The organism is Streptomyces sp. NPDC002669 (genome assembly GCF_042889165.1).
Taxonomy (GTDB): Bacteria; Actinomycetota; Actinomycetes; order Streptomycetales; family Streptomycetaceae; genus Streptomyces.
Map to the genome: position 1 here is coordinate 139,026 of NZ_JBIAQQ010000013.1, position 23,084 is coordinate 162,109.

General features: G+C 71.5%; 14 protein-coding genes. 13 read left to right on the plus strand and 1 reads right to left on the minus strand.

Going from position 1 to position 23,084, the window contains the following annotated elements; translation table 11 throughout:
- The first annotated feature begins 44 nt into the window (after nucleotides 1-44).
- The 13 genes from mreC to ACFYW1_RS20855 all read left to right on the plus strand — a co-directional run bounded on the left by mreC (nucleotide 45) and on the right by ACFYW1_RS20855 (nucleotide 21,269).
- Nucleotides 45-1,097: a rod shape-determining protein MreC gene (mreC, locus tag ACFYW1_RS20795; protein WP_388994888.1), complete on the plus strand. Its 1,053-nt coding sequence runs from the start codon at nucleotides 45-47 to the stop codon at nucleotides 1,095-1,097.
- Nucleotides 1,098-1,108: 11 nt separating this feature from the next.
- Nucleotides 1,109-1,771, plus strand: coding sequence for a rod shape-determining protein MreD (gene mreD / locus ACFYW1_RS20800; RefSeq protein WP_388994891.1), 663 nt, complete (start codon nucleotides 1,109-1,111; stop codon nucleotides 1,769-1,771).
- A gap of 61 nt (nucleotides 1,772-1,832) precedes the next feature.
- Entirely contained in the window at nucleotides 1,833-3,998 is a 2,166-nt protein-coding gene (mrdA, locus tag ACFYW1_RS20805) for a penicillin-binding protein 2 (protein WP_388994894.1), read from the plus strand.
- Nucleotides 3,998-5,188 (plus strand): rod shape-determining protein RodA, encoded by a 1,191-nt coding sequence (gene rodA / locus ACFYW1_RS20810; RefSeq protein WP_388994897.1) that lies wholly within the window; start codon nucleotides 3,998-4,000, stop codon nucleotides 5,186-5,188. The genes mrdA and rodA overlap by 1 nt, the downstream gene beginning before the upstream one ends.
- Nucleotides 5,189-5,239: 51 nt before the next feature.
- Nucleotides 5,240-6,781, plus strand: coding sequence for a CHAD domain-containing protein (locus ACFYW1_RS20815; protein ID WP_388994900.1), 1,542 nt, complete (start codon nucleotides 5,240-5,242; stop codon nucleotides 6,779-6,781).
- A gap of 50 nt (nucleotides 6,782-6,831) precedes the next feature.
- Nucleotides 6,832-8,757: a TIGR03960 family B12-binding radical SAM protein gene (locus ACFYW1_RS20820; RefSeq protein WP_388994903.1), complete on the plus strand. Its 1,926-nt coding sequence runs from the start codon at nucleotides 6,832-6,834 to the stop codon at nucleotides 8,755-8,757.
- Nucleotides 8,758-9,166: 409 nt separating this feature from the next.
- On the plus strand, nucleotides 9,167-9,949 hold the full coding sequence (locus ACFYW1_RS20825) for a TIGR03936 family radical SAM-associated protein (protein ID WP_388994906.1): 783 nt from the start codon (nucleotides 9,167-9,169) through the stop codon (nucleotides 9,947-9,949).
- 233 nt (nucleotides 9,950-10,182) lie between these two features.
- On the plus strand, nucleotides 10,183-14,256 hold the full coding sequence (locus tag ACFYW1_RS20830) for an Rne/Rng family ribonuclease (RefSeq protein WP_388994909.1): 4,074 nt from the start codon (nucleotides 10,183-10,185) through the stop codon (nucleotides 14,254-14,256).
- Between the two features lie 375 nt (nucleotides 14,257-14,631).
- A complete protein-coding gene (locus tag ACFYW1_RS20835; protein WP_388994912.1) occupies nucleotides 14,632-15,750 on the plus strand; it encodes a DegT/DnrJ/EryC1/StrS family aminotransferase in 1,119 nt (372 codons plus the stop codon).
- Entirely contained in the window at nucleotides 15,747-16,766 is a 1,020-nt protein-coding gene (locus ACFYW1_RS20840; protein ID WP_388994915.1) for a Gfo/Idh/MocA family protein, read from the plus strand. The genes ACFYW1_RS20835 and ACFYW1_RS20840 overlap by 4 nt, the downstream gene beginning before the upstream one ends.
- Complete coding sequence (locus ACFYW1_RS20845) at nucleotides 16,756-18,333, plus strand: glycosyltransferase family 4 protein (RefSeq protein WP_388994918.1); 1,578 nt, start codon at nucleotides 16,756-16,758, stop codon at nucleotides 18,331-18,333. The genes ACFYW1_RS20840 and ACFYW1_RS20845 overlap by 11 nt, the downstream gene beginning before the upstream one ends.
- Complete coding sequence (locus tag ACFYW1_RS20850) at nucleotides 18,330-19,982, plus strand: glycosyltransferase family 2 protein (protein WP_388994923.1); 1,653 nt, start codon at nucleotides 18,330-18,332, stop codon at nucleotides 19,980-19,982. The genes ACFYW1_RS20845 and ACFYW1_RS20850 overlap by 4 nt, the downstream gene beginning before the upstream one ends.
- A 3-nt stretch (nucleotides 19,983-19,985) precedes the next feature.
- Nucleotides 19,986-21,269: a nucleotide sugar dehydrogenase gene (locus tag ACFYW1_RS20855; RefSeq protein WP_388994926.1), complete on the plus strand. Its 1,284-nt coding sequence runs from the start codon at nucleotides 19,986-19,988 to the stop codon at nucleotides 21,267-21,269.
- Nucleotides 21,270-21,407: 138 nt separating this feature from the next.
- Here ACFYW1_RS20855 and ACFYW1_RS20860 read toward each other — a convergent pair whose 3' ends face one another.
- The gene (locus ACFYW1_RS20860) at nucleotides 21,408-23,039 is read right to left on the minus strand and encodes a glycosyltransferase (RefSeq protein WP_388994929.1); all 1,632 of its coding nucleotides are present in this window, start codon (nucleotides 23,037-23,039) and stop codon (nucleotides 21,408-21,410) included.
- Nucleotides 23,040-23,084 lie beyond the last annotated feature (45 nt).

Here is a 23,084-nt window from a genome sequence, read left to right on the forward strand (position 1 = left end):
ATACAGGCACGAACATTCCGACGAGGAAGGCACGGCCGCCGCACGTGAGGGACACACGAGAGAGCCGGCTGCTCCTGGTGCTGCTGATCGCCATCGCGTTCGCATTGATCACGGTGGACATCCGCGGGGGCGAGGAGTCACCGGTGGACGGCGCCCGGCGGGTCGCCGCAGCGGCCCTCGGGCCGGTCGAGAACGGCGTCGCGGCCGCCGTCGACCCGGTGGGCAACGCCATAGGGGCGGTGCGCGACTCCGGGGAGCGGCACAACCGGATCGCCCAGCTGGAGAAGCAGAACGCCGAGCTCAAGGCGAAGCTCGGCAGCGACGACCGCAACCGCAGCCGGGCCCGCGAGCTCGACCGGATGCTGAAGAAGTCGGCCGCCGGACAGTACGGGATCAAGGGCGCCGAGGTCATCGCCATAGGAGCGGCCCAGGGCTTCTCCTGGACGGTCACCATCGACGCGGGCTCCCGCGACGGGATCAAGCGCGACATGACCGTCATCAACGGCGACGGGCTCGTCGGCCGGGTCACCACCGTCGGCCCGGAGACCGCCACGGTGCTCCTGGCCAACGACCCCGACTTCACCGTCGGCACCCGCATGGAGAAGACCGACGAGCTGGGCTTCGCCACCGGCCAGGGCACCCGGCCGCTGTCGGTCCAGTTCCTCAACGGCAAGGCCAAGGTGAAGAAGGGCGACCGGCTCGTCACCTTCGGCTCCAGCAAGGACAAGCCGTTCGTGCCCGGCGTCCCGGTCGGCGAGGTGGTCCGCGTCGACCCGTCCGGCGGCGACCTGACCCGTACCGTCTACGTCCGCCCGTACGTCGGGTTCAGCAAGCTCGACATCGTCGGCGTCGTGGTCCAGGCACCGCGCGAGGACCCCCGCGACATGGTCCTGCCGAAGAAGCCCGCCAAGCCCGCCAAGCCGAAGCCCACCCCCACCGTCACCGTCACGATCTCACCCAACGGCGACATCGTCGACACCGAGGGGAACGTCGTCGGCAACATCCACGAGAGCCCGGATCCCAGCGGGAAACCGGACCCCAGCGGCGGTCCGGACGCCACCTTGAACGCCGGCACCGCGGCAACCGAGCAGAGGTAGAGCTGATCTCCATGCGTCTGAACCGGATCCTGCTCTCCACGGTCCTGGTCGTGGTCGCCCTCGTCGTCCAGGTCTGTGTGCTCGCCCGCCTCCAGCTCCCCGGCGCCGTGCCGGACCTGCTGCTCCTGGTCGTCCTCGGCCTCGCCTTCGTGTACGGACACGTCAGCGGCGCGCTCATCGGCTTCGGCGCGGGGCTCCTCGCCGACCTGGCACCGCCCGCCGACCACGCCGCCGGCCGCTACGCGCTGGTCCTCTGCGTCATCGGCTACCTGGCCGGACTGCTGAAGCCGGAGAACGGGCAGCTGAAGTCGGCGATGGTCCCGATGGCCGGGGTCGTCGTCGCGGCCGTCGGCTCGACCCTGCTGTACGCGCTGGTCGGCGCGCTCGTCGGGGACACGGCGGCCCGTCACGTGGGCCTGGGCGGACTGCTGTTCACCGCCGCCGTCTACGACCTGCTCCTCGCGCCCTTCGTTGTACCGCTGATCATGGCCGTCGCCAGACGCACGGTGAACGATCCGCTCGCCGAGACCTCCGGCGGCGGGGACGTGGCCGCGGGCTGGCTCGCCTCCGGCACCGGACTGCGGATCGGCAGCCAGCGCGGCGGACTGCGCGTCAGGGCCGCCCGTACCCGCGCCTCCCGCGCCGGACGGATCAAGGGAGTCAAGCGACTGTGAGGCCGCACCACAGGGGCGCCGCCCCCGCGACCGACGGACCGACGACCAGCAGGGGCATCGCGTGAGCAACATCCCCGAGACCGGCCGGACCCAGCGGGTCCGGATCAGGCTCGCCGTCATCCAGGTCCTCGTCTTCTCCCTGCTGCTCACCCTCGGCGGACGTCTCTGGTACCTCCAGATCCGAAACGGCCAGGAGTACAGCGACGAGGCGAAGAACAACCACGTCCAGCAGGTCGTCCAGCCCGCCGTCCGCGGCTCCATCCTCGACGCGCGCGGCGTGCCCCTCGCCGACAACGAGACCCGGCTGGTGGTCTCCGCGAGCCGCACCGAGCTGATGAAGATGAAGGACGACGGCAGGAGCGTGCTGACCCGGCTCGCCGGCGTTCTCGACATGAAGCCCAAGGAGGTCCTCGACAAGGTCCGGCTCTGCGACTCCAAGACGCCGCAGCCCTGCTGGAACGGCTCCCCGTACCAGCCGATCCCGGTCACCGACGAGGCCACCACCCAGCAGGCCCTGACGATCCGTGAACGGGCCGAGGACTTCCCCGGCATCACCGCCGAACCCACCGCCGTACGCCGCTACCCCGCCCCCGGCAAGGCCAACACCGCCCAGGTCCTCGGGTACCTCTCGCCGGTCACCGACGAGGAGATCACCAAGGCCCAGGACACCGACTCGCCCTACCTCCGCTCCGACCAGGTCGGCCGCTCCGGACTGGAGCGCACCTACGACAAGGAGCTGCGCGGCAAGGCGGGCGTCACCCGCTACGAGGTCGACAACCTCGGCCGGGTCATCGGCCAGGCGAAGAACGACAAGGCGAAGCCCGGCTCCACCGTCGTCACCTCCCTCGACGCGCGGGTCCAGGCCGTCGCCGAGTACGAGCTCGACAACGCCATGAAGGAAGCCCGCAAGTCCTTCGACAAGAACACCGGCGAGAACTACAAGGCCGACTCCGGCGCCGTCGTCGTCATGGAGGCGAAGACCGGCCGCGTCGTCGCCATGGCCTCCCTGCCCAACTACGATCCCAACGCCTGGGTCGGCGGCATCTCCGCCAAGGACTACGCCGCGCTCACCGGCAAGAAGTCCAACTACCCGCTGCTGAACCGGGCCATCCAGGGCCAGGCCGCCCCCGGCTCCATCTTCAAGGTCATCTCGTCGACCGCCGCGGTCAACGCCGGCTACCCCTTCGACGGCAACTACCCCTGCCCCAGCTCGTACAGCATCGGCGGCCAGACCTTCAAGAACTTCGAGTCCCAGGGCTACGGCTCCATCACCATCGGCCGGGCCCTGGAGGTCTCCTGCGACACCGTCTACTACGCCCTCTCGCACAAGGAATGGGCCAAGGACGGCGGCAACAAGCCGAAGAAGCACCCCAAGGACTGGTTCTACAGGACCGCCCACCAGTTCGGCCTCGGCAAGGAGACCGGCATCGACCTCCCCAACGAGGTCAGCGGCCGGGTCCCCGACCGCAAGTGGAAGCAGGACTTCTACGACGCGAACAAGGACGCCTGGTGCAAGCAGGGCAAGAAGGGCGGCACGTACGTCGAGCAGATCGCGTACGAGAACTGCCTGGAAGGCAACAAGATGCGCGCCGGTGACTCGGTCAACTACTCGATCGGCCAGGGCGACACCCTCGTCACCCCGATCCAGATGGCCACCATCTACGCCGCGATCTCCAACGGCGGCACGCTCTACGACCCCACCGTCGGCAAGGCGATCGTCAGCGGCGACGGCAGGACCGTCGAGAAGATCGCGCCCAGGGCGCACGGCAAGCTGCCCTTCACGCGCCAGACCCGCAACGACATAGACGAAGCCCTCGCGGGAGTCGCGACCCGCGGTTCGGCCGCCTGGCGATTCGGCGGCTGGCCGCAGGACAAGATCCCGATGCACGCCAAGACGGGTACGGCCGAGGTCTACGGCAAGCAGACGACCTCCTGGTTCGCCACGTACACCAAGGACTACTCGATCGTCATGACGATCTCCCAGGGCGGCACCGGCTCCGGCGCGTCCGGGCCCGCCGTGCGCAACATCTACGACGCCCTCTACGGACTCGACGACTCCGGCAAGCAGGATCTGAAGAAGGCACTGCTGCCCACCCCGCAGAAGTCCCTGCCCAAGATCCAGTCGGACGGCTCGATCGACGCCCCGCAGATCAAGCCCTACGACCCCGGCTCGCAGAAGACCGCCGGGGAACAGACCCTCGCGGCGGTCCTGGGGAGGCGCGACTGATGGCCGGCTTCTCCGTCCAGCGGTACGCCCCCGAGCGCTCCGCCTGGGGCAGGCTCACCGCCCGCGACTCCGTCGTGCGCAAGCTCGACTGGCCGCTGCTCGGGTCCGCGATCGCGCTCTCCTTCATCGGCTCGCTGCTGGTCTACTCGGCGACCCGGGGCCGCGACTCGCTCACCCACGGCGACCCGTACTACTTCCTCTTCCGGCACGTGCTCAACACCGGCATCGGCTTCGCCCTGATGGTCGGCACGATCTGGCTCGGCCACCGGACCCTGCGCGGCGCCGTCCCGATCCTGTACGGGCTGTCGGTGGTCCTGGTCCTGGCGGTCCTCACCCCGCTCGGCGCCACCGTCAACGGTGCCCACGCCTGGATCATCATCGGCGGCGGCTTCTCGCTCCAGCCCTCCGAGTTCACCAAGATCACCATCATCCTGGTCATGGCGATGCTGCTCGCCGAGCGCGTCGACGCGGGCGACCAGCTCCACCCCGACCACCGGACCGTCGCCAAGGCCCTCGGGCTGGCCGCCGTCCCGATGGCCATCGTCATGGGGATGCCGGACCTCGGCTCCGTGATGGTCATGGCCGTCATCGTGCTCGGGGTGCTCCTCGCCTCCGGGGCCTCGAACCGCTGGGTCTTCGGACTCCTCGGCGCGGGCGCGGGCGGAGCCGTCGCCATCTGGCAGCTCGGCCTGCTCGACGACTACCAGATCGCCCGCTTCGCCGCCTTCGCCAACCCCGCGCTCGACCCGGCGGGCGTCGGCTACAACACCAATCAGGCCAGGATCGCGATCGGCTCCGGCGGCCTCCACGGCACGGGCCTCTTCCAGGGCACCCAGACCACCGGCCAGTTCGTCCCCGAACAGCAGACCGACTTCGTCTTCACCGTCGCGGGCGAGGAACTGGGCTTCCTCGGCGCCGGGCTGATCCTCGTCCTGCTCGGCGTCGTCCTGTGGCGCGCCTGCCGGATCGCCCGCGAGACGACCGAGCTGTACGGCACGATCGTCGCCGCCGGGATCATCGCCTGGTTCGCCTTCCAGTCGTTCGAGAACATCGGGATGACGCTCGGCATCATGCCGGTCGCCGGCCTCCCGCTGCCCTTCGTGTCGTACGGGGGATCCTCGATGTTCGCCGTCTGGGTGGCCGTCGGACTGCTCCAGTCGATCAGGGTGCAGCGACCGATAAGCGCCTGAACCGGTCCGGCAGCACTGCGCATTTCCGGACAGCACGGATAGATTCGGGTCATGGCGGACTCGAAGCGCGAGATCGAGCGGAAGTACGAAGCCACGGCCGGGACCCGGCTGCCCGACCTGAACCGGGTGCCCGGAGTCTCGGCCGTCGTCCATCGAGGCGTCACCGAGCTGGACGCCGTCTACCACGACACCGAGGACCACCGGCTCGCGGCGGACTCCCTCACCCTGCGCCGCCGCACCGGCGGCAGCGACGCCGGCTGGCACCTCAAGTTCCCGGTCGCCTCCGGCATCCGGGACGAGCTGCGCGAACCCCTCTCCGCCACCCTGCCGCGCTCCCTGGCCGGCCTGGTCCGCTCCCGGGTCCGGGGCGCCGCGCTCCTCCCGGTCGTCCGGCTGCGTTCCGCCCGCGACGTCCACCACCTGGTCGACGATCGGGGCGAGCCGCTCGCCGAGGTCGTCGTCGACGAGGTGCGGGCCGTACGGCTGACGGCCGGCGGTGCCACGGCCACCTGGACCGAGATCGAGGTCGAACTCGCCGACGACGGCGACCCGGCGCTCCTGGACGCCGTGGAGCGCCTGCTGCGCGAGGCCGGCATCCGCCCGTCCGCGGCCGCGTCGAAACTGGCCAGGGCCCTCGCCGAGACGGAGCCCGGCTCCATGAAGAAGGCGGAGAAGTCGGAGAAGGCGGCCCGCGAGGAACCCGTGCCCACCACCGCGGGCGACCACGTCCTGGCGTACGTACGCCGCCAGACCGAGGCGATCGTCGCCCTCGACCCCGCCGTGCGCCGGGACCTCCCGGACTCCGTGCACCAGATGCGGGTCGCCACCCGCAGACTGCGCAGCGCCCTGCGGACGTACCGCAGGATCCTGGACCGCGACGCCACCGCCCCGCTCGGCCGCGAGCTGAAGTGGCTGGCCGCCGAGCTGGGGGTCGACCGCGACCAGGAGGTGCTCGACGCCCGGCTGCGCGGCCGTCTCGACGAACTGCCCCGCACCCTGCTCCTCGGCCCGGTCCGCGGGCGGCTCCGGATCAGGTCGACGGCCTGCCGGGCGGGCTCCCGCCGCCGCACCGTGGCCGTGCTCGACGGGAAGCGGTACCTGGCGCTCCTGGAGGGCCTCCACGCCCTGCTCGCGGACCCGCCGCTGCTGCCCGCCGCCTCCCGCGCCCCCGGCCGGGCACTGCCCCGCGCCCTGCTGAAGGAGTACGGGCGCCTCGCCGAACGCGTCGGCCACGCCCTGGACCTGCCGCCCGGACACGACCGGGACCTCGCCCTGCACGAGGCCCGCAAGGCCGCCAAACGCACCCGTTACGCGGCGGAGGCGGCCCGTCCCGCGCTCGGCAAACCCGCCAAGCGGTTCGCCAAACGGATGAAGGCGGTGCAGAGCCTCCTCGGCGACCACCAGGACAGCGTGGTGGCCCGCGAGGCCCTGCGGACCCTGGCCGCCCAGGCCCACGGGGCGGGGGAGTCGGCCTTCACCTGGGGACTGCTGTACGGGCGGGAGGAGGCGGCCGCGGCCGCATGCGAGCGGGAGCTGCCCGGGGTCTGGGAGCGGGCGTCGAGGCCGGGGCTCCGGTCGGCGCTGGGAGGCTGAGCATCGGGGTACGCTGGATGGTCACCCCTGCCGGCTCTCGAAAGTTCGCGATGTCAGTCGATTCGGTCTTCCCACAGCTCGAAGCTCTGCTCCCGCATGTGCAGAAGCCCATCCAGTACGTCGGCGGTGAGCTGAACTCCACCGTCAAGCCGTGGGACGAATGCGACGTCCGCTGGGCGTTGATGTACCCCGACGCGTACGAGGTCGGGCTCCCCAACCAGGGCGTCATGATCCTGTACGAGGTGCTCAACGAGCGCCGGGGCGTCCTCGCCGAGCGCACCTACAGCGTGTGGCCGGACCTGGAGGCGCTGATGCGCGAGCACCGGGTCCCGCAGTTCACCGTGGACAGCCACCGCCCGGTCAAGGCGTTCGACGTCTTCGGGCTGAGCTTCTCCACCGAGCTCGGCTACACCAACATGCTCGCCGCCCTGGATCTCGCGGGCATCCCGCTGAACGCCGCGGACCGCACCCTCGACGACCCGATCGTGCTGGCCGGCGGCCACGCCGCGTTCAACCCCGAGCCGATCGCCGAGTTCATCGACTGCGCGGTCATCGGCGACGGCGAGCAGGCCGTCCTGGAGATCACCGAGATCATCCGCGCCTGGAAGGCCGAGGGCCGCCCCGGCGGACGCGAGGAGGTGCTGTTCCGCCTCGCGAAAACCGGCAGTGTCTACGTGCCGGGCTTCTACGACGTCGAGTACCTCCCCGACGGCCGCATCGGCCGCGTCGTGCCGAACAGGTCGGGCGTGCCGTGGCGGGTGTCCAAGCACACCGTCATGGACCTCGACGAGTGGCCGTACCCGAAGCAGCCCCTCGTGCCCCTGGCCGAGACCGTCCACGAGCGGATGTCCGTCGAGATCTTCCGCGGCTGCACCCGCGGCTGCCGTTTCTGCCAGGCCGGCATGATCACGCGCCCCGTGCGGGAGCGAAGCATCACCGGCATCGGCGAGATGGTCGACAAGGGTCTCAAGGCGACCGGCTTCGAGGAGGTCGGCCTGCTCTCGCTCTCCTCCGCGGACCACACCGAGATCGGCGAGATCGCCAAGGGCCTCGCCGACCGGTACACCGAGGACAAGATCGGCCTCTCGCTGCCCTCCACCCGCGTCGACGCGTTCAACGTGGACCTGGCCAACGAGCTGACCCGCAACGGCCGCCGCTCCGGTCTCACCTTCGCCCCCGAGGGCGGCTCCGAGCGGATGCGCAAGGTCATCAACAAGATGGTCTCGGAAGAGGACCTCATCCGTACCGTCGCCACCGCGTACGGCAACGGCTGGCGCCAGGTGAAGCTGTACTTCATGTGCGGCCTGCCCACCGAGACCGACGAGGACGTCCTCCAGATCGGCGACATGGCGGTCAACGTGATCGCCAAGGGCCGCGAGGTCTCCGGCCAGAACGACATCCGCTGCACCGTCTCCATCGGCGGTTTCGTGCCCAAGCCGCACACGCCGTTCCAGTGGGCCCCGCAGCTGAGCGCCGAGGAGACCGACGAGCGCCTGGCCAAGCTCCGCGACAAGATCCGCGGCGACAAGAAGTACGGCCGCTCCATCGGCTTCCGCTACCACGACGGCAAGCCCGGCATCGTCGAGGGCCTGCTCTCGCGCGGCGACCGCCGGGTCGGCTCCGTCATCCGCGCGGTGTACGAGTCCGGCGGCCGTTTCGACGGCTGGCGCGAGCACTTCAGCTACGACCGCTGGATGACCGCCGCGGACAGGACGCTGCCCGAGTACGGCGTGGACGTCGACTGGTACACCACCCGCGAGCGGACCTACGAGGAGGTCCTGCCCTGGGACCACCTGGACTCCGGCCTCGACAAGGACTGGCTCTGGGAGGACTGGCAGGACGCGCTCGACGAGACCGAGGTCGAGGACTGCCGCTGGACCCCGTGCTTCGACTGCGGCGTCTGCCCGCAGATGGACACCAGCATCCAGATCGGCCCGACCGGCAAGAAGCTGCTGCCGCTCACGGTCGTGAAGTAACCGCCACCGGCGGGTGTGATCGACGAGAGGTGCCCGGACAGAATTCTGTCCGGGCACCTCTCGGTGTTTCCCGGGCCCGTCGTCGGAGCGGCGGGCGCGGGTGTGCTCCCGGGTCCCCCGGACGGCCGTACCGACGGCTCCTCGCCCCCCGGCGCGGCGGCGATGGCCGAGCCCCGGGAACCGGGAAGCCCCCTTGCGCGTACTCTGGGTAGTGCAACGACTGTGCCCAGCGCGGCGCCCGAACCAGAGATCTCCCCGCCCGGAGCGAAGTGAGCCGAGCGGGGGTGAGCCGGACCGGGCCCCCGGGCCACCCGTATTTCGAGGGCGGCGTGCCACCGCGTCCGCCCCGCACCGAGGAGAAGAACCACTGGGCAAGCGACAGCCCGAAGGCCCGCCGCCCGCACCGGCGGTGCAGCGCATCCGACTGCGCTACACCAAGCGCGGCCGCCTCCGGTTCACCAGCCACCGTGACTTCCAGCGTGCCTTCGAGCGGGCACTGCGCCGCTCCGAGGTGCCCATGGCCTACTCGGCCGGCTTCACCCCGCACCCGAAGGTGTCGTACGCCAACGCCGCCCCCACCGGTACGGGCAGCGAGGCCGAGTTCCTGGAGATCGCACTCACCGAACACCGCGATCCGGCCGTGCTGCGCGAGCAGCTCGACGCCTCGCTGCCGGACGGTCTCGACATCATCGATGCCGTGGAGGCCCGTACCTCGGGTCTCGCCGACCGGCTGACCGCCTCCATCTGGGAACTGCGCCTGGAAGGCGTGGACCCGGCGGACGCGGCCGGGGCCGTGGCCGCCTTCAACGGGGCCGAGACCGTCGAGGTCCAGCGCCGTGCGAAGAACGGCATGCGCACCTTCGACGCCCGTGCCGCCGTGGTCGACCTGCAGGCCCTCGATTCCCGGCCCGATAGGTCGGGGGACGGGCCCTGTGCGATACTGCGGCTGGTTGTTCGGCACGTGACACCTGCCGTGCGACCTGACGACGTCCTGTCCGGTCTCCGCGTTGTGGCCGACCTGGCGCCGCCGGTCCCCGCAGCGGTGACCAGGCTGGCGCAGGGGCTCTTCGACGAGGAGTCCGGCACGGTGACCGACCCGCTCGCGCCCGACCGCGAGGCAGCTCCGGCCGCTCCACCCACGGCCGCCGGGACCGCCGTCGCGACGGCGCCGGAAGGTGCAGGTTCCGCGTAAGGCGGTCGTTGCAGCGCGGCCCCACGACTCGGGAGCCATCCGGTTCGGGCCGCGCGATGACCCAATAAGACTTTCGCCAGGCCGTACGCCCAGCGCGTACGGAACCGGCGAGCCAGACATTGAGCTCCCGTGCGGCGCCCGCGCCCCGGACGGCGGGCCCGCGTACATCGCGCGGACCGCGCCGGACCGGAAACAGACGCGGCGCCCGGGAGCCTGACGGGAGAACCGCCCGCATGCCCCAGTCCAATGAGCCCGGCACGACCGGGAACGACGAAGAGAACAACGCACCCGGCGACAAGCTGCCGCCGCGCCGCAGGCGCCGCGCCGCGTCCCGCCCGGCCGGACCGCCGATGGCGGAGGCGCCGGACACGGCGACGCCGGCCATACCTGCCACTGACGCCGAGGTGGCCGAGGGCGACGCCGTGACCGGCACCGGAAGCGCCCCGCAGGCGGAAGCCGCGGCGCCCGCGCGTCCGCGTCGTCGTGCGGTGCGCAAGGCGACTGCTCCGGCGGGTGCGCCGAAGGCCGTGGAGGCTGTGGAGGAGGTGCCCGCGCCCGAGGTCGAGGCCGAGGTGGAGGTCGTGGAGGAGGCGGCGCCCGCGCGTCCGCGTCGTCGTGCGGTCCGTAAGGCGACTGCTCCGGCGGGTGCGCCGAAGGCCGTGGAGGCTGTGGAGGAGGTGCCCGCGCCCGAGGTCGAGGCCGAGGTGGAGGTCGTGGAGGAGGCGGCGCCCGCGCGTCCGCGTCGTCGTGCGGTGCGCAAGGCGACTGCTCCGGCGGGTGCGCCGAAGGCCGCCGAGGTGGTGGAGGTCGTCGAGGAGACGCCCGCCGCCGAGCCCGAGCCCGTCGTGGAGCCGGAGCCCGCCGCGCCGCGTGGCCGTACCCGGCGCAGGGCGTCGGCCCCGGCCGGTGCGCCGCAGCACACCGAGGCGCCCGCGGCCGTGGAGGCCGTGGGGGAGGTGCCCGCGCCCGAGGTCGAGGCCGAGGTGGAGGTCGTGGAGGAGGCGGCGCCCGCGCGTCCGCGTCGTCGTGCGGTCCGTAAGGCGACTGCTCCGGCGGGTGCGCCGAAGGCCGCCGAGGTGGTGGAGGTCGTCGAGGAGACGCCCGCCGCCGAGCCCGAGCCCGTCGTGGCGGAAACGCCCGCGGCCGAGGCCGAGGAGGCCGCCCCGCGCGGCCGTCAGCGTCGCCGGGCCACCGCCGCCGCGGGCCGCCCGGAGTTCACCGGGAAGCCGGAGTTCACCGGGAAGGACGAGGAGCCGACGCGCCGGAGCCGCCGTGCTTCGCGCCCCGCCGTGGCCGTGTTCCAGGCACCGGTCTTCGCCGAGCCGATGTTCCAGACCCCGGAGACGGCTGCCGCCGCCGCTGCCGCGTCGCGCCACGACGAGGTCGAGGAGGAGGCCGAGACCGTCGAGGAATCGACGGCCGTCGTCGAGGCCCCGGCCGCCGAGGCCGCGCCGCAGGGCGGTTCGCGCCGTCGCCGCCGCCGTCGCGGTGAGGCCGTCGAGGCCGCTGAGACCGCCGAGCCCGAGCAGGTCGCGGTTCCCGTGGAGGAGCCGGCCGAGGAGGAGCCGGAGACCGAGGCCGACGCCGAGCACGAGGGCGACGAGACGGACGAGTACGGGGAGCGCCCCTCGCGCCGCCGCCGGCGCGGAGGCCGTCGCCGCCGCCGCGGCGAGGCCAGCGAGAACGACGAGGCCCTGGAGCAGCACGGCGAGGAGGCCACCGCCGACCACTCCGAGGACGAGCCGGAGCAGGCTCAGGAGTCCGAGGAGGAGGACGAGGAGCACGAGGCGGCCGCCGGGGGTTCCAGCAGCAGCCGTCGCCGGCGCCGTCGCCGGCGTCGCAGCGGCGATGTCGCGGCCGACGCCGAGAGCGGTGCGGACGACCCGGAGCGTACGGTCGTCAAGGTCCGTGAGCCCCGCAGGAAGGACTCCGAGCGCGAGGCCGGCACCGGCTTCGACGAGGTCCAGTCCATCAAGGGCTCGACCCGTATGGAGGCGAAGAAGCAGCGCCGCCGCGAGGGCCGCGAGCAGGGCCGCCGCCGGGTCCCGATCATCACCGAGGCCGAGTTCCTGGCCCGCCGCGAGGCCGTGGAGCGGGTCATGGTCGTCCGCCAGAACGGCGAGCGCACCCAGATCGGCGTCCTCGAGGACAACGTGCTCGTCGAGCACTACGTCAACAAGGAGCAGGCCACCAGCTACGTCGGCAACGTCTACCTGGGCAAGGTCCAGAACGTGCTGCCGTCCATGGAGGCCGCCTTCGTCGACATCGGCAAGGGCCGCAACGCCGTGCTCTACGCCGGTGAGGTGAACTTCGAGGCGCTCGGCATGGCCCACGGGCCGCGCCGCATCGAGACCGCCCTCAAGTCCGGCCAGTCCGTCCTGGTCCAGGTCACCAAGGACCCGATCGGCCACAAGGGCGCCCGCCTGACCAGCCAGGTCTCGCTGCCCGGCCGCTATCTGGTCTACGTGCCCGAGGGCTCGATGACCGGCATCAGCCGCAAGCTGCCCGACACCGAGCGGGCCCGGCTGAAGACCATCCTCAAGAAGATCGTCCCCGAGGACGCGGGCGTCATCGTCCGTACCGCCGCGGAGGGCGCGAGCGAGGATGAGCTGCGCCGTGACGTCGAGCGGCTGCAGCAGCAGTGGGAGGACATCCAGAAGAAGGCGAAGAGCACCGGCAGCTCCAACGCGCCGACCCTGCTCTACGGCGAGCCGGACATGACCGTCCGGGTCGTCCGCGACATCTTCAACGAGGACTTCTCCAAGGTCATCGTCAGCGGCGACGACGCGTGGGAGACCATCCACGGCTACGTCTCGCAGGTGGCGCCGGACCTCACGGACCGCCTGTCGCGGTGGACCTCCGAGGTCGACATCTTCGCGACGTACCGGATCGACGAGCAGCTGATGAAGGCGCTGGACCGGAAGGTCTACCTGCCGAGCGGCGGCTCGCTGGTGATCGACAAGACCGAGGCGATGGTCGTCGTCGACGTCAACACCGGCAAGTTCACCGGTCAGGGCGGCAATCTCGAGGAGACCGTCACCAAGAACAACCTGGAGGCGGCCGAGGAGATCGTGCGCCAGCTGCGGCTGCGCGACCTCGGCGGCATCGTCGTCGTCGACTTCATCGACATGGTGCTGGAGTCCAACCGGGACCTGGTGCTGCGGCGCCTGCTGGAGTGCCTGGGACGCGACCGCACCAAGCACCAGGTCGCCGAGGTCACCTCGCTGGGCCTGGTCCAGATGACCCGCAAGCGGGTGGGCCAGGGCCTGCTGGAGTCCTTCTCCGAGACCTGTGTCCACTGCAACGGACGCGGCGTCATCGTCCACATGGAGCAGCCCTCCTCGGTCGGTGGCGGCGGCAAGCGCTCCAAGAAGCGCGGCCGCGGCGGCGCGGGCCACGAGCACGAGCACGCCGTCGAGCAGGGCCACGAGCCCACCGCCGGAACCGAGGTCGAGACCGAGGCAGAGGTGGCCGCCGAGGTCGCCGCCCCGGTGGCGCTGCCCGAGCCGGAGTTCGTCCCGGACGAGGAGCTGTACAGCAGCCCGGCCGAGGCCGAGGCCGCCGTGCGCGGCCGTGGCCGTCGCCGTGCGACCCGCAAGGTGTCGGCCCCGGCCGGCGCCCCGAAGGCCGCGGCCGAGCCGGTCGTCGAGCCGGAGCCGGTGGCGAAGCCGGAACCGGTCGCCGTGGAGCCGGAGCCGGTCGTGGCGGCCGAGCCGGTCGACGCGTCGCCGGTGGCCGAGGAGACCCCCGTGGAGGCCCCGCAGGGCCGTACGCGGCGCAGGGCGACCCGGAAGGCGACCGCCCCGGCGGGCGCCCCGAAGGCCGCTGCCGAGCCGGTCGTCGTCGAGGAGACCGCCGAGCAGGCCGTACCGGAGCAGGCCGCCGAGCCGGCTCCGCAGGCCGAGGAGGCGCCCGTCGTCGAGGCCCCGAAGGCCGAGGCCGCGCCCGAGGAGGTGGCCCCCGAGGCCGCCCCGCCGAGGGCCCGTCGCCGGGTGACCCGCAAGGTCACCGCCCCCGCGGGCTCGCCCGCCGGTGCGGACGGGGCGGAGGTCGTCGTGGTGACCGCCCCGAAGACCGAGCCGAAGCCGGACGCGGAGCCGGAGGCCGGCACCGAGTCGGCCGAGACCGTCGAAGAGGCGGCCCCGGCCAAGAAGACGGCCCGGAAGACCGCCAAGAAGGCCACGGCCAAGAAGGCGGCGACGAAGAAGACGGCCGCGAAGAAGACCGCTGCCAAGAAGACCGCCGCGAAGAAGACGACGGCCAAGAAGGCGGCGAAGGCCGCCGTCCCGGCCGACGCCGAGAGCTGACCGGCGGCCGGAACACGACGAAGGGGTGCGGGTCCCTCGGGGCCCGCACCCCCTTCGCGTGCGGTGGCACGGGGGAACGCATCACCCTGGCCTTAACCCCCACGAAACCCCCCGTGAAAACCCTGATAATGTGACGCGGCTGCCGTCTGACAAGCTGATTCCGAGAAGGCTGATCGGGCGCGTCGGCCCACTTCAGGCAGGATCAAAAAGCCTCTTTGCCCTGGGTGTGCTACTCCCGGGGTAAAAGGGCGTTTTGTGCACAATGTTTTGGTACAGAATCGGCCATGCGCCGGGGCGGCGGAGCCTCATCCGACATTCGCAGGCCCTTGGAGCCATCGCCTCTCAAAGCTCTTGCGGTGTTCAAGGAGGGTGTCCATGTCGAGCGACAACAGGGGAATGATCCCTGCTGCCCGGCCAGTGATCGGCGAGGAAGAGATCGAGGCCGTGGTGCGCGTGCTGCGCAGCGGCCGCGTCGTACAGGGTCCGGAGGTCGCGGCCTTCGAGGAGGGCTTCTCGGAGCTGGTGGACGGGCGCCACTGCGTGGCGGTCAACTCCGGCACCTCCGCCCTCCACCTCCTGCTGCTCGCCCTCGGGGTCGGCCCCGGCGACGAGGTGATCGTCCCGTCGTTCTCCTTCGCGGCCTCCGCGAACGCGGTCCGCCTGGCGGGCGCCGACGTGGTCTTCGCGGACATCGAGCCGGGCAGCTTCGGTCTGGACCCGGCCGCCGTCGAGGCCGCCATCACGCCCCGGACGGCCGCGATCATGCCCGTCCACCTGTACGGCCACCCGGCCGCGATGGACGCGCTGATGCCGATCGCGCGGAAGCACGGGCTCGCGGTCGTCGAGGACGCCTGCCAGGCGCACACCGCGGCGGTGGGCGGGACGCCGGTCGGCGCCTTCGGCTCCGGCGGCACCTTCAGCTTCTACCCCACCAAGAACATGCACTCCCTCGAAGGAGGCATGGTCACCACCGCCGACGCCGAGGTCGCACGCACCCTCAGGCTGCTGCGCAATCAGGGCATGGAACAGCGGTACGCCAACGAGATCGTCGGCGCCAACATGCGCATGACCGATGTGTCCGCCGCCGTCGGGCGCGTACAGCTCGGGAAGGTGCACGGCTGGACCGAGCAGCGGCGCGCCAACGCCGCGTACCTCGACCAGCACATCAGCGCGCCCAACGTCACGGTTCCGCCTGTTGCCGAAGGCGCACGCCACGTTTACCACCAGTACACCATCCGGGTGCAGGGTGACCGGGACGCCGCCATGGCCAGGCTGAGCGAGGCGGGCATCGGCAACGCCGTGTACTACCCGACTCCGATCCACCGGCTGAAGCCGTACTGGGAGCCCGACCAGAAGGCGGGCCGGAACTGGGACCTGCCGCAGACCGAGCGGGCCGCCGCCGAGGTCGTCTCGTTGCCCGTGCACCCCTCGCTGACGACGCAGGACCTGGAGCGCATCGTCACCGCCGTGAACTCGCTGGGAGAAATGCAGTGACCGCAGGACTGAGAGCGGGCCTGGTCGGCCTGGGCTCGATGGGCCGCCACCACGCCCGTGTGCTGGCCGGTCTGGAGGACGTGCAGCTGGTCGGCGTCGTCGACCCGATGGGGGACAAGAACGGCTGGGCCCAGGGCGCCCCCGTGCTGTCCACGGTCGACGAGCTCATCTCCCTCGGCATCGACTACGCGGTCGTGGCCTGCCCCACCGCCCTGCACGAGGAAGTCGGCCTCCGCCTGGCCGAGGCCGGTGTCTGCGCGCTGATCGAGAAGCCGGTCGCGGACACGGTGGAAGGCGCCCGGCGCCTGGTCGAGGCCTTCGAGTCGCGCGGCCTGGTGGCCGGCGTCGGCCACATCGAGCGCTGCAACCCGGCGCTGCGGTCGATGCGTGCCCGGCTGGAGGCGGGCGAGCTGGGCGAGGTGTTCCAGGTCGTCACCCGTCGGCAGGGCCCCTTCCCGCACCGGATCGCCGATGTCGGCGTGGTCAAGGACCTCGCCACCCACGACATCGACCTGACGGGCTGGGTGACGGGACAGACCTACACCTCGATCGCCGCCCACACCGTGTCGAAGTCCGGCCGTCCGCACGAGGACATGGTCTCCGCCGTGGGCCGGCTCTCCGACGGGACCATGGTCAACCACCTGGTCAACTGGCTGAGCCCGTTCAAGGAGCGGTTCACCTCCGTCACCGGCGAGCGCGGCACGTTCATCGCCGACACCCTCACCGCCGACCTCACCTTCCACTCGAACGCCGCGGTGACCACCGAGTGGGAGGCCCTCCAGGCCTTCCGCGGCGTCTCCGAGGGAGACATGATCCGTTACGCCATCCCCAAGCGCGAGCCGCTGCTGGTCGAGCACGAGCTCTTCAGGGACGCCGTGCGCGGCACCTCGAAGGACATCTGCACCCTGCGAGAGGGGCTCCGCACGGTCGAGGTGGCCGCGGCGGTACTGGAATCGGCGAAGAGCGGACGCACCGTCATGACCTCTGCGGGAGAACTGACCATCCATGGATCCTGAGAACATCACCACGCCGCGCCCCGGCAGCCGCGGCCGGATCGTCATGCTCGTCGACAACGGGGTGAACGGGGACTCCCGGGTCCAGAAGGAAGCGCGCTCCGCGGCCGAGGCGGGCTGGGACGTCATCCTGCTCGGCAAGTCCCCGGGCAAGGGCGAGCAGCACTGGATGCTCGGCGACGCGCAGGTCCGGCTGCTGAAGGTGCCCGGGCCGATGCAGCGCCGTCGGCACGAGTACCGGCGCGCCCCGCTGCGCGCCCCGCTGGCCTACCGGCCGGGCCCGCTCGCCGCCTACCGCAAGCAGAAGATGAAGGCGTGGCGGGCCGACCTCAACATCCGTCTCATCGAGGCGGGCGAGAACGGGTCGGCGCTGTCGAAGGCCCTGCTCCTTCCGGAGCGGGTCGGCGCGAAGGTGGCCTCCCGCTGGGTCGGTGTGCGTCTGCGGCGCACCCACGCCCTGGAGCAGCGGCGCAAGCGGATGGACTCCCCGCTGGATCGTTTCACCACCGCGTTCTGGCAGCGCGCGATGGGCAAGCGGGCCTGGCGGAAGCTCGACCCCTACCTCCTCGACCTCGACCTCGCCTACGGCAAGGTGATCGACGAGCTGAAGCCCGACCTGATCCACGCCAACGACTTCCGCATGCTGGGCATCGGTGCCCGGGCCGTGCTGCGGGCGCGCGCCGGGAAGCGGGACGTCAAGCTGGTCTGGGACGCTCACGAGTTCCTGCCCGGCATCAAGCCGTGGGACCCGCACCCCCGCTGGCACATCGCGCAGTGCCTGCACGAGCTGGCCTATTCCAAGTACGCCGACGCGGTGACCACCGTCTCGGCGACCCTCGCGGACATGCTGGTCGAGCGGCACGGACTGGCCGAGACGCCCGTGGTCGTGCTGAACGCCCCCGACGCGGAGATCTCGCCCGAGCAGGCCGCGGAACCGGTGCCCGACCTGCGCGAGCTGTGCGACATCGGCCCGGACGTCCCGCTCGCCGTCTACAGCGGCGCGGCGGCCCCGCAGCGCGGCCTGGACATCATGATCGAGGCGCTGCCGCAGCTGCCGGACATGCACGTGGCGTTCATCGTGCTGCGGCCGAACTCGCCGTACATGACGGGGCTGGCACAGCGCGCGGAGGAACTCGGGGTCGCCGACCGGGTGCACATCCTCCCGTACGTGCCGCACTACCAGGTGGTGCCCTTCCTGGCGGCGGCGGACCTCGGCGTCATCCCGATCCACCACTGGCCGAACCACGAGATCGCCCTCATCACCAAGTTCTTCGAGTACTCGCACGCCCGGCTGCCGTTCGTGGTCAGCGACGTGAAGACGATGGGGGACATGGTCGCCCAGACCGGCCAGGGAGAGGTCTTCAAGGCCGAGGACGTGGCGGACTACGTCCGTGCGGTGAAGGCGGTCCTCGCGGACCCGAAGAAGTACCGGGAGGTCTACGACCGCCCCGGCCTGCTCGACCAGTGGACCTGGGAAGCCCAGGCGGCGGCGCTCGACGCGGTGTACACGAAGCTGCTGCCCGGTAGTGAACGCGCATCCGTCGAGAGAGCCACCGAGGTGACCGTGTGACCGGAAGACCCGACGCCCCCGCTGTGCCCGACGTCACGGTCGTCGTGGCCGTGTACAACACGATGCCGTACCTCACCGAGTGCCTGAACTCGCTGGTGGGACAGTCCATCGGACTGGACCGGCTGGAGGTCGTCGCGGTCGACGACGGTTCGACGGACGACAGCGGCGCCGAGCTCGACCGGTTCGCCGAGCGCTTCCCCGACACGGTCAAGGTCGTCCACCAGGCGAACTCCGGCGGCCCCGCGATGCCGAGCAACCGGGCACTGGAACTCGCCACCGGCCGGTACGTCTACTTCATCGGCTCCGACGACTACCTCGGCGAGGAGGCGCTGGAGCGGATGGTGTCCTGCGCGGACGCCAACGGCTCCGACGTCGTCATCGGCAAGATGGTCGGTACCAACGGCCGGTACGTGCGCCAGTCGCTCTACAAGGCCAACGACCCCGACATCAGCCTCTACGGGCCCGAGCTGCCGTTCGCGCTGGCCAACACCAAGCTCTTCCGCCGCGACCTCGTGGAGCAGCACAAGCTGCGCTTCCCCGAGGACATGCCGGTCGGCAGCGACCAGCCCTTCACCATCGAGGCGTGCGTCCGCGCCCGCAAGATATCCGTGGTCGCCGACTACACCTGCTACTACGCGGTGAAGCGTGGGGACGCCAGCAACATCACCTACCGGGCCAACCACCTGGCGCGGCTGCGCTGCACCGCCGCGATCATGGACCGGACGGCGGAGCTGATCGAGGCCGGCCCGAAGCGGGACGCCGTCCTCAAGCGCCACTTCACCTGGGAGCTCTCCAAGCTCATCCAGGACGACTTCGTCGGGCTCGACGACGAGACGAAGCGGGACATCTGCGCGGGCATCACCCACCTCGCCGACACGTATCTGACGGATCCGCTGAGCGACTCGCTTCCCGTCAAACTGCGTGCCCGGCTCCGGCTCGCGCAGCGCGGCGCCGTCGATGAGCTCTGTCGCGCGATCACCGAGGAGGCCGAGCACGGCGCGCCGCCCTTCCACCTGGAGGACGGCCGGGCCTTCGCCCGCTACCCCGGTTTCCGCGACGCGGGCCTGGAACTGCCCGACCGCTGCTTCGAACTGGTCGGGGAGATCGTCCCGGGCCGGCTCGCCAACAAGACCGCGCTGGTCGATTCGGAATGGGTGCAGACCGGTGAGGACCTGGCACTGGCGCTGACGATACGGATCGGCGTCCTCGGGGACACCGGCTCCGCGGTCGTCCGCCTCGTCGAGGGGGCCATGCCCAAGAGCGCCGACAAGGCGCGCGCCCGACGCCTTCCGGACGGGCACGAACTGCCCCCGGCGCAGGGAGAGTTCACTCGGGAGATCGCGGACGACGGCAATGCCACCCTGCTGCGCGCCCGCATCCCGCTGGAGGCCCGCACCAGCAGGCGCGGGGTGCGCGTCTTCGTCGACGTGGCCGGAGGGACGTACGAGATCCCGGTGCGCGGCGACGGGCAGCCCATGCCGCTGGCCCGCAAATGGCACGGTGAGACGGACCCGTACCGTGCCACGGCGCGGCTCAACACCAAGGGGCGCATGGTGATCAGCACCGGCCCGCTCCACCCGCCCAAGAAATCGCTGGGTTCGCGGCTGCGATCCCGGCTGATCGGTGCCAAGCGCTCCAAGAGGAAGTAACTCATGAACATCTGTGTAGTCGCCCTGGGCAAGATCGGCCTGCCGCTGGCCGTGCAGTTCGCCGCCAAGGGCCACCGGGTGATCGGCGCCGACGTCAACGAGAAGGTCGTCGAGCTGGTCAACGCCGGTGTCGAACCGTTCCCCGGCGAGCACGACCTCGACGTCAAGCTCAAGGAGACCGTCGAGGCGGGCCTGCTCACCGCGACGACGGACACCGCGGCCGCGGTCGCGCAGTCCGAGGCCGTCGTGGTCGTGGTCCCGCTCTTCGTGGACGCGGAGGGCACTCCGGACTTCGGCTGGATGGACTCCGCGACGAGGGCGATCGCGGCCGGCCTCAAGCCGGGCACCCTCGTCAGCTACGAGACCACGCTCCCGGTCGGCACCACCCGTACCCGCTGGGCGCCGATGCTCGAAGAGGGATCCGGCCTCAGGGCCGGTGAGGACTTCCACCTGGTGTTCTCCCCGGAGCGGGTGCTCACCGGCCGGGTCTTCGCGGACCTGCGCCGCTACCCGAAGCTGGTCGGCGGAATCGACGAGGCGTCGGCCGAGCACGGTGTGTCGTTCTACGAGTCGGTCCTGGACTTCGACGACCGTGACGACCTGCCGCGCCCCAACGGCGTCTGGGACCTGGGCACCGCCGAGGCGTCCGAGCTGGCCAAGCTCGCCGAGACCACCTACCGCGACGTCAACATCGGCCTGGCGAACCAGTTCGCCCGCTTCGCCGACCAGCAGAACATCGACGTCCTCAAGGTCATCGAGGCGTGCAACTCGCAGCCCTACAGCCACATCCACCAGCCGGGCATCGCCGTCGGTGGCCACTGCATCCCGATCTACCCGCGGATGTACCTCTGGAACGACCCGTCGGCGACCGTGGTGCGTTCGGCGCGCGAGGCCAACGCGGCCATGCCCGAGTACGCGGTCGACCTGCTCGCCGCCGCCTACGGCGACCTGGAGGGCGCGGGTGTGCTGGTGCTGGGCGCGGCCTACCGCGGCGGCGTGAAGGAGACGGCCTTCTCCGGTGTCTTCCCGACCGTCGAGGCGCTCAAGGCACGCGGCGCGGTGCCGTTCGTCTCCGACCCGATGTACACGGCCGAGGAGCTGGCCGCGCACGGTCTCGTCCCGCACGAGGGCCAGACCGTCACCGCCGCGATCCTCCAGGCCGACCACGCCGAGTACCGCGAGCTGGCCGCCGCAGACCTCCCGGACGTCCGCGTCCTGGTCGACGGCCGTCGCACCACGGACCCGGCCCGCTGGGAGGGCGTCCGCCGCGTGGTCATCGGCGGCTGATCCCCGTACGCGCAGGGGCCCGGCCCGACCACCTCGATGGTCGGACCGGGCCCCCTCGTGCGTCCTGCCCAGGGCCGGCCTCGACGAGCCCACGACCCGGGGAACGGCGGAGAACCGGATCCCCCGGTCGTGGTGGCCTCACCCGCGGCGGTCGGTGGTGTCCCGGTTCCCCGGGCCCGCGCCGGTGGCACCGGCTGTCGCGGGCGGGTCCGTCACGTCGCGGTCCGTGCCCAGCAGCAGGTGGTCGTAGTCGTCCCGCACGATCTCCCAGTCCCAGGTGGAAAGGGCGTGGCGGGACGCCTCGCGCCCGGCTGCGGCCCGGACCTCCTCGGACGCGGTGAGGGAGAATATGCGGTCGGCGGCCTGCTGCGGGGTGGTGACGACCCAGTCCTCGGGGAAGAGGGTGCGCGTGCTGTGCGGGCGCCCGGCCACGAACGGCCAGTCCCGGACGACGGGCACGGCGCCGGACGCCGCCCCCTCCATCAGGCCGACGTGGCAGCCCTCGCGGACGGAGCTGCTGAGGATCACCCCCACTCCGGCGAGCACCCCGGCCACGTCGTCGCTCGGCCCGAGCCTGTGCACCGCACCCGAAGGCTCCAACTCGGCCAGTTCCTTCTCCAGAGCCGCGTGGTAGGCGCCGGCCGCGGGGCTCGGCGCCGGGTTGATGCCGTCACCGACCATCAGCAGGCGGTAGCGCTCGTCCCGGGCCCGGAGCAGCCGGAGCACATCCAGGGCCCAGCGCGGGTCCTTGGCGATCTGTCCGATCCCCACCAGGCCCACGGTGAACCGCGCGTCGTCGTTCTTGGGCCGGTCGAACCGGCGCAGATCCAGCGCGTTGTGCAGGAAGTGCAGGCGCGGCGCGTCATCGGCGAGCAGCCGGGGGACGGCGGCGGTGGTCATCTCCCGCATGTGCTCCGCGATGAAGACGATGTCGTCGACCCGGGAGAAGTCCATGATGTGCGGCCAGTAGGTGAACGACTCGTACTTGTGGAGCCGGACCACGACCCGGGTGCTGCCGGGGTCGACCAAGGTCATGAACGCGGCGGCCAGGGAGCACCATTCGACGAAGACCGTGTCCGCCCAGTCCAGATGGGGCCGGAGTGCCGCCTCCACCGCGGCTCCGTACGCGGCCTGGCCCCCGAGCGGCAGCTCGATCATCCGCTGGAGACCCTTGGCCAGCGGCGCGAGCTCGGGGTCGGCCGCCAGGTCCAGGGTGCGCAGCTCGACACCGGGATGATTCGCGTAGCGCTCGGTGAGCAGACCCAAGAAGTTGGCGTTGGCCCGGTTCACCACCAGCAGCCGCAACGGCCGGTCGGCCGGGGGAGCGGCGGGGGGCGTCTTCCGGCCGCGGGGCGCGGCCACCGCGCGGGCGGTGGCGCTGGACCGCAGCCGGGCGGTGAAGCCGGCTGGGTCGTCGGAGAGGGGGGAGTGGAGCCGGTCGATGTGCGGGACCCGGTGGAAGGCCAGCAGCAGTGCCCGGGTGAGGGACGCCGCGGCCTCCTTCCGGAGGCCCGCCTTCAGCTGGGTGTCCGCGCAGGCCAGCTCGGCGCCGTAGGCCTGGACGAGGTGGCGGGGGGTGAGGCCCCGGCCGAGTTGGGCGTCGGCCGCCTCGCCCAGCAGATCCGCCCTGAGCCGACGGTCCCGGACGCGTTGCGCGCAGACCCCCAGGACCCGCTCGGCGATGGATGGCCGATCGGCGCGGGCCAGCCGGGCGACTGCGCGGCGGCCAACTTTGGCCAGGAGTGCATCGGGGATCTGTGGTCTTGGCACGGTTCGGCTCCACTGTCTCGGTAGAAAATGGACCGTACGATCAAA

Bases quoted from the DNA above. Each gene is read 5' to 3' on its own strand.
- mreD (WP_388994891.1), top strand. From the start codon at position 1,109: ATGCGTCTGAACCGGATCCTGCTCTCCACGGTCCTGGTCGTGGTCGCC.
- rodA (WP_388994897.1), top strand. From the start codon at position 3,998: ATGGCCGGCTTCTCCGTCCAGCGGTACGCCCCCGAGCGCTCCGCCTGG.
- ACFYW1_RS20815 (WP_388994900.1), top strand. From the start codon at position 5,240: ATGGCGGACTCGAAGCGCGAGATCGAGCGGAAGTACGAAGCCACGGCC.
- ACFYW1_RS20820 (WP_388994903.1), top strand. From the start codon at position 6,832: ATGTCAGTCGATTCGGTCTTCCCACAGCTCGAAGCTCTGCTCCCGCAT.
- ACFYW1_RS20830 (WP_388994909.1), top strand. From the start codon at position 10,183: ATGCCCCAGTCCAATGAGCCCGGCACGACCGGGAACGACGAAGAGAAC.
- ACFYW1_RS20835 (WP_388994912.1), top strand. From the start codon at position 14,632: ATGTCGAGCGACAACAGGGGAATGATCCCTGCTGCCCGGCCAGTGATC.
- ACFYW1_RS20845 (WP_388994918.1), top strand. From the start codon at position 16,756: ATGGATCCTGAGAACATCACCACGCCGCGCCCCGGCAGCCGCGGCCGG.
- ACFYW1_RS20855 (WP_388994926.1), top strand. From the start codon at position 19,986: ATGAACATCTGTGTAGTCGCCCTGGGCAAGATCGGCCTGCCGCTGGCC.